Genomic DNA, 10760 nt, shown 5'->3' with positions numbered 1-10760 from the left:
GCCGCGGGCGGCGCGGCGGGCGGCGGCGCGCCCGGCGTGGCCGCCGTGGGCGCCGGTGCCGCCGGTGCCGCCGGTGCCGCCCGGTCCACCGCCGCCGTGATCGGGGCGATGTCCAGCCGGTCCTGGTCGAGCGCGTCCAGTCGCTGCTCGGGCGGCACGGCGATGAAGTCGATCCGGTCGGCCTTCGGCACGTCGCCCCACCAGAGCGGGTTGCGCGTCAGGGTGACCCGTCCGCCCTCGGCGTCGTAGCGGGCGAGGGTGTACGGCCCAGCGGTCGGGCGGCCGCCGGTCAGCGCCCGGTCGAAGGTGGTCGGCGTGCCCGTCTCCGCCGCCGGATAGAGCGGCCCGAACAGCGAGCGCCACTCGGCGTACGGCCGTCGGAAGGTGACCCGCACCTCGTGCGGGTCGGCGCCCTGGGCGACCGAGTCGACGGCGTCGTACCCGGCCGGGTGCCCGCCCCGGTAGGCCGGGTCCAGCCCGGAGAGGGCGGCCCGCTGGGCGGCGAGGTCCGCGGCCGACAGCGGGGTGCCGTCGGTCCAGACGGCGTGCGGGTTGAGCCGGTAGGTGACCACCTGCGGCTGCTCGCCGGGCGGGGTGGACTCGGCGCCCGCCAGGTAGTCGGGGTCGGGCACGAGCCGGCCGTGGTCGTCGGGCCGGAACAGCGAGGGGTACAGCGCGTGGGCGAGCAGCGCCGAGTCGGCGGTCGCCGCGCCCTGGTAGACGTTCAGCGTGGCCGGGACGCCGTCCACCGCCCAGCGCAGTGTGCCGCCGTCCCGGACGGCGGTGCGGTCGGCGGGCCGGACGTCCCCGGTGGCCGTGGTGGGCTCGGCCGAGACGGGTACGGGGGCCGGGGTGTGGGCGGGGGCGGGATCGTCGGAGCAGCCACCGAGGCCGGCGGCGAGCAGCAGCGCGGCGGCTGCGGCGGTGAGCTGGCGGACGCGCATGGCGGCCATCGAACGCCGCCCGCGCGGCCCGGCCCGCGTCGACACGGCGGGCCGGGGGCGACTGCACCCGTACGGAGCAAGCTGTACGGCCCGCGCCGTGCGGGCCGACCCCGAGGCCGGGCCGCCGGGCGCCCGGGCGGCTACAGCGCCAGCTCGAACCAGACGATCTTGCCCTTCGGCGTGCGTCGGCTGCCCCAGCGCTCCGCCAGCAGGCTGACCAGCTGCAGGCCGCGCCCGCCCTCGTCGGTCTCCTGGGCGCGCCGCTGGCGGGGCTGGGCGTAGCCGTCGTCCCAGACCTCGCAGACCAGGCCGCGTTCGCGCAGCAGTCGTAGCCGGATCTCGCCGCGCCCGTGCTTGAGCGCGTTGGTGACCAGCTCGCTGACCAGCAGCTCGGTGGTGTCGACCAGCTCGTCGAGTCCCCGGGCCAGCAGCCAGCTGCAGGCCAGCTCGCGGGCCTTGGAGACGGAGGTGGGCTCGGGCGGCAGGAACCAGTTCCCGACGGCGTCCTCGGGGAAGGCGTGCACCTTCGCCATCAGCAGCGCGATGTCGTCCTCGCCGTGGTGCGGGTTGAGCTCGCCGAGCACGTGGTCGCAGAGGTCCTCCAGGGCCTTGCCCTCGACGGAGAGCGCCGCGCGGAAGGCCCGCAGGCCCTCGTCCAGCTGGTGCTTGCGGCTCTCCACCAGTCCGTCGGTGTAGAGGCCGAGCACGGCGCCGTCCGGGAGGTCGAACTCGACCTCCTCGAAGGGCTCACCGCCGACGCCGAGCGGCAGGCCGGGCGGCACGTCCAGCATCCGGGCGCCCTCGCCGGGGCTGAGGAGCACGGGCGGCAGGTGGCCGGCGTTGGCGATGATGCAGCGGCGGGTGACGGCGTCGTAGACCGCGTAGACGCAGGTGGCGAGGTAGACCTCGCGGGCCTCCTCGTCGGCCGACGAGGTGAGGCGCCCGTACGGGGTGGGCGGGCCGGCCGGCACGGAGTCGTCGCCGAGGCCGCGGGCGATCTCGTCGAGGGCGGTGAGCACCTCGGCGGGGTCGAGGTCGAGCATGGCCAGGGTGCGGACGGCGGTGCGCAGCTGGCCCATGGCGACGGCGGCGCGCAGGCCGCGGCCCATCACGTCGCCGATGACGAGCGCGGTGCGGTTTCCGGGCAGCGGGATGACGTCGAACCAGTCGCCGCCGACCTCGGTGTTGTTGTTGCTGGGCAGGTAGCGGCAGGCGATCTCCAGGCCGCTGGCGGCCGGGTTGCCCGGGGGCAGCAGGCTGCGCTGGAGGATCAGCGCGCGCTCGTGCTCGCGGCGGTAGAGCCGGGCGTTGTCGATGCAGACGGCGGCGCGGGCGACGAGTTCCTCGGCGATCGCGACGTCGCGGGCGTCGAACGGCTCGCTGCCGATGGCGCGGGAGAGCTGTACGAGGCCGAGCACCTGGTCGCGGGCGACCAGCGGGACGATCAGGGTGGAGCGAAGCAGCGGGTCGCGGCCCGGCTCGGGGACGACGCTGCGGCCGGTGCGCAGCGCCCGGGCGTGCGGGGAGCGGCGCGGGTAACAGAGGGTGCCGCCGGCCTCGGCGATGGGCAGGCCGGTGACCGAGCCGAGCACCGAGGAGGCGCCGCCGATCACGCTGGAGACGGCGACCCGGCGCAGTTCGCCGCTGCCGTCGGTGAGCACGCTGTCGCCGAGCCGGCCGGCGCTGGGGACGGTCTCGCCGGAGAGCAGCGCGGTGTACAGGTCGACGGTGGCGAGGTCGCAGAACGGCGGGACGACGACGTCCAGCAGTTCCTTGGCGGTGGTCTCCAGGTCGAGCGTGGAGCCGATGTGCGCGCTGGCCTCGTTGAGCAGGGCGAGGTTGCGGCGCACGCCGTCGGCCTCGCGCTCGGCGACGTGCCGGCTGGTGACGTCGGAGACCTGCCCGGCGACGCCCGTCGGCTGCCCGGCGGCGCCGTTGAGGCGGTACAGCGAGACGGCCCAGAGCCGGTTGCCCTCGCGGGTGGGGACGACGCCGTGGAAGCGCAGGTCGAAGACGGGCTCGCCGGTGGCGAGGACCTTGCGCAGGGCCGCGGCGAGCCGGTCGGCCTCGGACGGCGGGAAGATGTCGTGCGGGGTGAGGCCCTCCAGGTCGGTGGGGACCAGGCCCATGCCGGAGGCGAAGGCGTCGTTGACCCGCTGCAGGCGCAGCCGGTCGTCGAACAGCACGAAGCCGGTGGGGGTCTGCCCGAAGACGGCCTCGGAGGCGGCCAGGTCGGTCTCGATCCGGCGCAGCCGCCCGAGGTCGACGGCCAGGCAGGTGGCACCCGCGGTGGGCAGGGCGCTGTCGGGCATCAGGTAGAGCTCGGCGAGGCCCTCGCCGCCGTCGGCGTCCCGGTAGGGGGTGGTGCCGACCCACTCCTCGCCGGCCAGCGTGCGCTCCAGCCGGGCGCGGCCGCGCTGCCAGAGTTCGCGGGGGACGAAGGTGCTGATCGGGTCGGCGCCGACGGCCTCGACGGCCGGGACGCCGAAGAACTCGGCGGCGCGTTCGCTCCACTGGCTGATCCGCCCGTCCGGGCCGATCGCGAAGGTCGCGACCCGGATGTAGTCGTAGATCGAGCCAGGGTCGCCGACGCCCCACGGTTGGGCCTCGGCGACGGGGTGGGCGCCGCGGCTCGCGGTGTCACCGCCCGGCGGGGACGCCGGTACTGGCAGGTGCAGCGAGCCGGCCTGCCCGGGCACAGCGGCATGACCGCTGCTGCTCGGCGCGTTCCGCGCCGGTGTGCTGTTCAACGGACCGACCCCTCCAACCCGCGACCGTCCGGATGTCGAGAAGACCGAGTATTCATCATCGAGGGGTACGTTCACACGCCCTCAACATCACAACATCAGATCGGGCGAAGGTTTTTGTCCTACCGCCCGCGCAACCACAATGCCACGCTCGCGCCCCCTTCCGGGGCGCGCGCTCCCCCCGGGCTCCCGATGGCATATGCGGCACGGCTCTCCTGGCGTTCATTCCGGTGTTCGATCGAGTCACGACTCGTCGGGCTCATTACCCGACAGCGCCTGCTCGAACCAGACCACCTTGCCGATCCCCTCCGCCCTGGCCCCCCAGCGCAGCGCCAGCCGGCGGACCAGCTCCAGGCCCCGGCCGCCCTCGTCGGCCTCGGCCGCGTGCCGCTCCCGGGGCGGGTCGGGCAGCGGGTCGGAGATCTCGACCAGCAGCGTCTCGCCGAGCGTCAGCCGTACCCCGATGGGGGCGCTGGCGTACCGGACCGCGTTCGTGACCAGCTCGCTCACCAGCAGCTCCGCGGTGTCGGTGAGTGCCTCCACGCCCCATTCGGCGAGCGTGGAGCGGACCAGCCGGCGGGCCCGGGAGACGGCGGTCGGCTCGGCCGGCAGGGTCCAGCCCGCCGTCGGGGTGCCCACCTGGCCGTGCCCCAGCCGGGCCAGCAGCAGCGCGACGTCGTCCGGCTCTCGGCCCTGCTCCATGGTGTCGAGCACCGCCTCGCAGGCGGCCTGGATGGAGGCGTACGGCTCCTGGAGCACGGTGAGCAGCCGGCCGAGCCCGACGTCCAGGTCCTTGTCCCGGGACTCCACCAGGCCGTCGGTACAGAGCGCGAGCAGACTGCCCTCGGGGATCTTCAGTTCGACCGATTCGAACGGGACCCCGCCCACGCCCAGCGGCGCCCCGGAGGGCAGGTCGAGGATCCGGCCGGCGCCGCCGGGCAGCGGGCCGCCGGTGCGGGTCGGTTCCCCGGCGTCCTGGCCCGGCACCACCAGCACGGGCGGGATGTGCCCGGCCTTGGCGACGGTCAGCCGGGCCGTCGCCGGGTCGAAGACCGCGTAGATGCAGGTGGCGAGCAGGGCCTCGTCCGGGCCCTGGGCGAGGTCGTCGGCCAGTTCGTGGACGTGCCGCAGCAGGACGTCCGGCGGCAGGTCGAGGGCGGCCAGCACCCGGACGGCGGTGCGCAGCCGGCCCATGGTGGCGGCGGCCCGCAGGCCGTGGCCCATCACGTCGCCGACCACCAGCGCGGTGCGGTCGCCGGGCAGCGGGATGACGTCGAACCAGTCGCCGCCGACCTCGGTGCCGCTGCTTCCGGGCACGTACCGGTAGGCGACCTCGACGCCGGTGGGCTGCGGTACCTGCTGCGGGAGCAGGGTGCGCTGGAGGGTGAGCGCGGCGGTGCGTTCGCGGGCGTAGAGGCGGGCGTTGTCCAGCGAGCTGCCGGCCCGGTCGGCGAGTTCGACGGTGAAGGCCAGGTCGTCCCGGTCGAAGCCCTCGCGGTAGCCGGCCCGGCTGACCAGCAGCAGGCCGATCACGATGCCGCGGGCGCGCAGCGGGACGACCAGCATCGAGTGCACGCCGAGGTCCCGGCCGGCCTGCATCTTCGGGTCGCCGGGGTAGGTGACGTCGTCCAGCTGGTCGGCGCCGGAGAGCAGTTCGGGCACGCCGGTGCGCAGCACCCGGCCGCAGGCGGAGTCCTCGGCGAAGGTGATCCGGGCACCGCGGCGCAACATCACGTCGACCTCGGGGCCGTCCTGGACGGACGCGGTGCCGAGCTGGAGCAGCGAGGTGCGCCGGTCGTGCCCGTGCCGGGGCAGGTCGTCACCGTGCGCGACGGCCTGGAGCAGGATCACCGCCGAGTGGTCGGTGAGCCGGGGGACCACCGAGCTGGCCAGCTCCTGCGCGATCCGGGAGGCGTCCAGCAGGTCACCGACCCGGGAGCCGAACTCGTTGAGCAGTGAGAGCCGGCGCCGGGCGTGCTCGACCTTGGCGACCGCCCGGTAACGCTCGGTCACGTCCATCACGGTGCCGGAGATGCCGAGCACCCGGCCGGAGCGGTCGGTCATCCGGCTGTAGGAGATCGAGCGGTAGCCGGCCCGGGTGGTGACCGGGGAGGCCAGGGTCACGTCGATGACCGGATCGCCGGTGGCCAGCACCTGGCGCTGGATGGCGGTGATCTCGTCGGCGGCCCGCTCGGGCAGGGTCTCGCCGGTGGTGCGGCCGACGTGGTCCTCCAGGACGACGCCGTTCATCTCGGCGAGGGTCTGGTTGACGGCGGTGTAGCGCAGGTCGGTGTCCAGGATGGCGATGCCCAGCGGGGACTGCTCGAACAGCGCGTCACGCACCGCGAGATCGCGCTCGACGGCCCGGACGGCGGCCGACTCCGCCATGCTGACCTGCAGGAACGGGGTGCCGTCGCCGTCCACCAGCAGGGAGATCCGGACCTCCACGGCGACCGGCGCGCCCGCGCGGTCGCGCAGCTCCGCGTAGCCGGCCCAGCGGCCCTGGCGCAGGGTGTCCTGGATCGCGGTCCGGATCCGGACGACCTGCTCCTGGTCGGGGATCAGCTCGTCGATCCGGCGGCCGACCAGCAGCTCGTTCGGCCAGCCGAGCAGTTCCTCGGCTGCGGGGCTCCAGAGCACCACCCGGCCCGCGGTGTCGAGGATCGCGATGGCGACCTTGAGCATGTCGAGCAGGCCGCCCTCGGACGGCGCGCCGGGGCCCCTCGGGGGTTCGCCGGGACCGCCGGGGAACGGCCGGCCGGGGCGGCTGCGCAGCCCGGATCGGTCACCGGGTTCGGGGAGGGCCAGGGTCGGCGCCGGCCGGGCGGGCCGCTCGACGTCGGGGGCGGCGACGGCGCCGCGACGGCGGCCGGCCGACGGCGGGGGCACGGCCGGGCGGGCGGCGCGACGCAGTCGGGCGCGGGCGGCGGCGCTGCCTGCGGTTCCTGCCCGCCGCTCTCCCCCGCCGTTCCCGGTACTCGACACCGACGGGGCCTCCGGCTCTGGTCGGGATCGGCGTCGCCGGCTGGGAGCGGCTCACCGATGGTGACGAATACTACCGAAAAGTGACATACCCCAGCAGAACCCAGGCTATCCCGGCCGCTGGTTCGTCTTGTCCGATTGACCTACCCGGCGGACTGCGCGTCGCCCGCCGCCCCCGGCCCGGTGAGCAGCCGGGCGACGTGCGGCAGCACGTCCCGGTCGTGGTCGATCCAGTCGACCGCGTCCAGCTCGCCCGGACCCAGCCAGCGCAGCGCGTCGTGGTCCTGCAGCGCGCGCGGTTCGCCGGACACCAACTCGGCGACCCAGAACCGCAGCTCCAGGCCGGGGCGCACGGCCCACGCGCCGGGCAGCCGGGTGAGCGCGCGCGCCCGCACGCCCAGCTCCTCGAGGAGTTCGCGCTCCAGCGCCTGCGCCTCGGTCTCCCCCGGCTCGGCCTTGCCGCCGGGGAACTCCCACCGCCCGGCCACCGCCTCGGGCGCGCTGCGCCGGGCCGCCAGCACCCGGCCGTCGTGGACCAGCGCGCCGCCGACCACGATCCGGGGCTCGGCTGGGCCGTCGGCGGCCCGGTCCGTGGGGTGTGCGGCGTGCATGGCGTCCATGGCCCCGACCCTACGGCCTCAGGCGTTCCGGATCGCGCCGTTCCCGGTCCGGTCCGCGTCCGCGGCCCCGGCCGCTCCGGGGGCACCGGGGGCACCGGGGGCTTCCACCTCTTCGACCCAGTACAGCTGCTTGTGGCCGCGGGCCTCCAGCTCGGCGGCCAGCCGCTGCGCCCCGGCGCCGTCCAGGTCCTTGGCGACCAGGAAGCGGTTGCCGTTGTCGTCCTGCCGTACCACCCGATAGGTGCCCATGGCGGGAGGGTATCCGGCGCCCGCCGGGCAGCGCGCCCCCTGGCACCCGGCGAGGGTCCGCACCGTACGGGCGGGGAGTGCCGGACATCGTCGTGCCCCCGGCTCGCGTGGGGGTCGGGCCGGGGACACACCCGCGACGCTACGCGTCGATCGCTACCGGCAGGTACAGGCGTTGTTAACGGCTGGTAACCGCGTGCGCCCCGGCTCACACCCGCAGGTCGGGCGCCTGTTCACCGGTGGACAGGCCCAGCCCGCGCCGGATGTCCACGGTCATCGGCACCGTCTTGGCCACCAGCGCCCTGGCCCGGCGGATACCGCCCGCCGGGTCGTCGCCGGAGGCCGCGGCGTCCCAGGCGGTGGCCGCCTGGGACTGGGCCTCGACCAGCTTGGCGATCTTCGGCTGGACGTCGGCCGACCAGTTCGCCGCCGGCGCGCCCAGCACGGCGGCCTCGGTGCGGGAGGCGACGGCCATCCGGCGGGCCCAGCTCCGGTCGTCGGCCACCGCGTCGGAGGCACCCTTCTTCGGCGGGTCCAGGTAGACGTCGTTGTAGCTCCGGACCGCGTCCAGGTAGACCAGCTGAGGTGCGGTCAGGCTGCTCCGGTCGGTGCGGACCGTCCCCCGGTGCTGGTCGTCGCGGTCCTCGAAGGCGCAGGTGACGTACCGTTCGCCGGCCGCCCAGTTGCTCACGGTCGGGTAGAGGTAGACGTCGTCCATGCCGTCCGGGACGGCCCACTGGTCGAGGGCGTAGTCGTCCAGCACCGTGCGGCACAGCCGGGCGGCCGACGCACGGACCTCGCTCTCGCCCGGGTAGGGCCCGCTGCTCGCGGGGATCTTGGCAGTTCCGGCCACCTCGCCGTGATGGGCGTCGGCGCAGGTCACCCGGCGCACCCAGTACACCGTCTCGTCGCCGCCGCCGTCGGTCACCGATCCGCCCTCGGGGGAGCTGTAGCAGTCGCCCGCCTTGAGCGCCGACCAGTGGACGGAGCCCGCCGGTGCCTTCGGGGCCTGGGCGAACCGTCCGCCGCGCGGGCTGCCGAAGTCCCCCGCACCCAGCAGCAGCGAGAGCAGTAGCGTGCCGATCGTGCCGAGCACCACACCGGCCACCGCCATGCCGAAGCCGCGCTCCCGGCGGCGGTTGATCTGGACCAGCGCCACGATGCCGAACACCAGGGCCAGCGGCGCCACCAGGACCAGGCCGGTCACCAGGGAGCCGACCGCGAAGCCGTTCGTGGGGGCCGGACCGACGGGCTGCGGGTACGGGTGGCCGGGCGGGAAGCCGGGCTGGAGCGCGGGGTGGGGGCCGGGCTGGAGACCGGACTGGGCGGAGGGCGTGACGGAGGCCCAGCCGCCGGCGGGCAGCGGGTGCGGCGGCTGGGGCGGGGCGGCCGACGACACAGGGGCGGTCGGCGGGTGTGCGGTGGCGGCGGTGGGTGCGGCGGCGGGTGCGGCGGTCGGCGCCGCCGTCGGCCCCGCGGAGAAGTCGGGCGCGGCCCACGGGTCGACGGGGGGCACCGGGGCGGGCGGCTGCGCGGCGGTCGCGGGCGGGGCGGTCGCAGGCGGAGCGGTCGCCGGCGGCTGCGTGGCGATCGCGGGCCCGTCGGCCTCCTTGCGGAAGTCCACCCGGGGGTCCTGACCCGTCGCCGGAGCGGCCCCGGGCGCGCCGGTCTCCGGCCCCGCGTCCGCCTCTGCGTCCGCTCCCGCCCCCGTGCCCGTTCCGGTCCGCACGGGGGGTTCCGACCCCGGGGCGGGCAGCTCGGACTCAGGCTTGGACACGTGGACTCCCCCAACCCGCCCGGGCGGGCATCGACTCGGCGCTCGGCACCATGGCTCGGACCCGAACGGGCCCGATGTGAACGGTCGCGCGACTTTACCCGATCTTTTCGAACGCTTGCCCGCCCCGGCCCGAGCCCCCCGTCCGGCGGCTCAGCCGCGGGCCAGGACCTCGCCGTGCAACATCGAGAACCAGCCGTCCCCGGCGGCGCTCCAGTCCCGCCATCCCGCCGCGATCCGCGCCGGCTCCTCCGGCTCCGCGTAGCCCCGGTCGACCACCGTCCGGCCCAGCGCGGTGCCGGTGACCCGGTCCGCCCACATGCCGCCCCACCAGGCGCGCTGCTCGGGCGTCGCGTACGTCCAGGTGGTGGCGCTCGCGGTGACCTCGGCGAAGCCGGCCGCGCGGGCCCAGGACAGCAGCCGTCGCCCGGCGTCCGGCTCGCCGCCGTTGGCACGGGCGGTCCGCCGGTACAGCTCCAGCCAGCGGTCCAGCTCCGGCACTTCGGGGAACCAGGTCATCGAGGCGTAGTCGACGTCCCGGGCCGCGACCACGCCGCCGGGGGCCGTCACCCGCCGCATCTCGCGCAGCGCGGCCACCGGGTCGGTCACGTGCTGCAGCACCTGGTGGGCGTGCACGACGTCGAACTCTCCGTCGCGGTAGGGCAGTCGGTGCACATCGGCGTGCTCGAAGACGACGTCGGACAGACCGCGTCCGGCCACGTACCCGGCGGCCTGCGCCAGCACTTCGGCGGAGGTGTCCACGGCCACCACCCGGCCGCTCGGGCCGACCAGCTCGGCCAGGTCCGCGGTGATCGTGCCGGGCCCGCAGCCGATGTCCAACAGGGCCTGCCCGGGCCGCAGTTCGGGCAGCAGGTAGGCGGCCGAATCGGCGGCGGTGCGGGAGCGGTGCGAGCGCAGCACGGCCTCCTGGTGGCCGTGGGTGTAGACGGCGGAGGGCTGCGGTCCGGACATGGGATCCCCCTGGGAGGTGGTCGGCTTTCCGTTCTCCTGGACTCCCGACGCTACGCGGAATCCCGCATGGCGAGAACATCCGTCTCACATTCCGGCCATCCGGCGCCCCGACCGCACCCGGTCGCCGTACCGTGGAGGCGCCCCCGACAGAACGGTCCCCACCCATGCCCGGCCAGCGCCCCTTCGTCCTGCTGAGCGCCGCCGTGTCGCTCGACGGCCACCTCGACGACGCCTCCCCCGACCGGCTGCTGCTCTCCGACGCCGCGGACTTCGACCGGGTGGACGAGGAGCGCGCCGCCGCCGACGCGATCCTGGTCGGCGGCAACACCCTGCGCGCCGACAACCCGCGACTGCTGGTCAACGACCCCGGCCGCGGGGGGGCCCCCCCCCCCGGCCCCCCGGCCCCCCCCCCCCCCGAAGGGGGGGGGCGGCGGGCCGGGGGGCGGGCCCCCCCCCCGGCGGGGGGGGGGCCCCG

At 75.8% G+C, this 10760-nt stretch carries 8 protein-coding genes; 1 reads left to right on the top strand and 7 read right to left on the bottom strand.

Features of this window, described 5'->3' with window-relative positions:
- From ACFV0O_RS40735 to ACFV0O_RS40705, 7 genes are all read right to left on the bottom strand, one after another.
- The coding region (locus ACFV0O_RS40735) for an ABC transporter substrate-binding protein (RefSeq protein WP_380349897.1) at positions 1-944 on the bottom strand (944 nt) is incomplete at its 3' end.
- Positions 945-1084: 140 nt separating this feature from the next.
- Positions 1085-3694, bottom strand: a complete 2610-nt coding sequence (locus ACFV0O_RS40730; RefSeq protein ID WP_380349894.1) for a SpoIIE family protein phosphatase — start codon at positions 3692-3694, stop codon at positions 1085-1087.
- 240 nt (positions 3695-3934) lie between these two features.
- Positions 3935-6676 carry a SpoIIE family protein phosphatase gene (locus ACFV0O_RS40725; RefSeq protein WP_380349891.1) on the bottom strand — a complete coding sequence of 914 codons (2742 nt, stop codon included), beginning with the start codon at positions 6674-6676 and terminating at the stop codon, positions 3935-3937.
- 140 nt (positions 6677-6816) lie between these two features.
- On the bottom strand, positions 6817-7293 hold the full coding sequence (locus ACFV0O_RS40720; RefSeq protein ID WP_380349888.1) for an NUDIX domain-containing protein: 477 nt from the start codon (positions 7291-7293) through the stop codon (positions 6817-6819).
- An 18-nt stretch (positions 7294-7311) separates the two neighbouring features.
- Entirely contained in the window at positions 7312-7542 is a 231-nt protein-coding gene (locus ACFV0O_RS40715; RefSeq protein ID WP_380349885.1) for an SPOR domain-containing protein, read from the bottom strand.
- 205 nt (positions 7543-7747) lie between these two features.
- The gene (locus ACFV0O_RS40710; RefSeq protein ID WP_380349882.1) at positions 7748-9163 is read right to left on the bottom strand and encodes a DUF4190 domain-containing protein; all 1416 of its coding nucleotides are present in this window, start codon (positions 9161-9163) and stop codon (positions 7748-7750) included.
- 303 nt (positions 9164-9466) lie between these two features.
- Entirely contained in the window at positions 9467-10285 is an 819-nt protein-coding gene (locus ACFV0O_RS40705; RefSeq protein WP_380349879.1) for a methyltransferase domain-containing protein, read from the bottom strand.
- A 164-nt stretch (positions 10286-10449) separates the two neighbouring features.
- Here ACFV0O_RS40705 and ACFV0O_RS40700 point away from each other — a divergent pair.
- A partial coding sequence (locus ACFV0O_RS40700; protein ID WP_380349876.1) for a RibD family protein occupies positions 10450-10760 on the top strand: 311 nt, incomplete at its 3' end.

The organism is Kitasatospora sp. NPDC059577 (genome assembly GCF_042735475.1).
In the GTDB taxonomy this organism is placed as follows: Bacteria; Actinomycetota; Actinomycetes; order Streptomycetales; family Streptomycetaceae; genus Kitasatospora.
The sequence above is the reverse complement of the archived record's forward strand: the minus strand, read 5'-3'. Positions and strand labels throughout refer to the sequence as shown.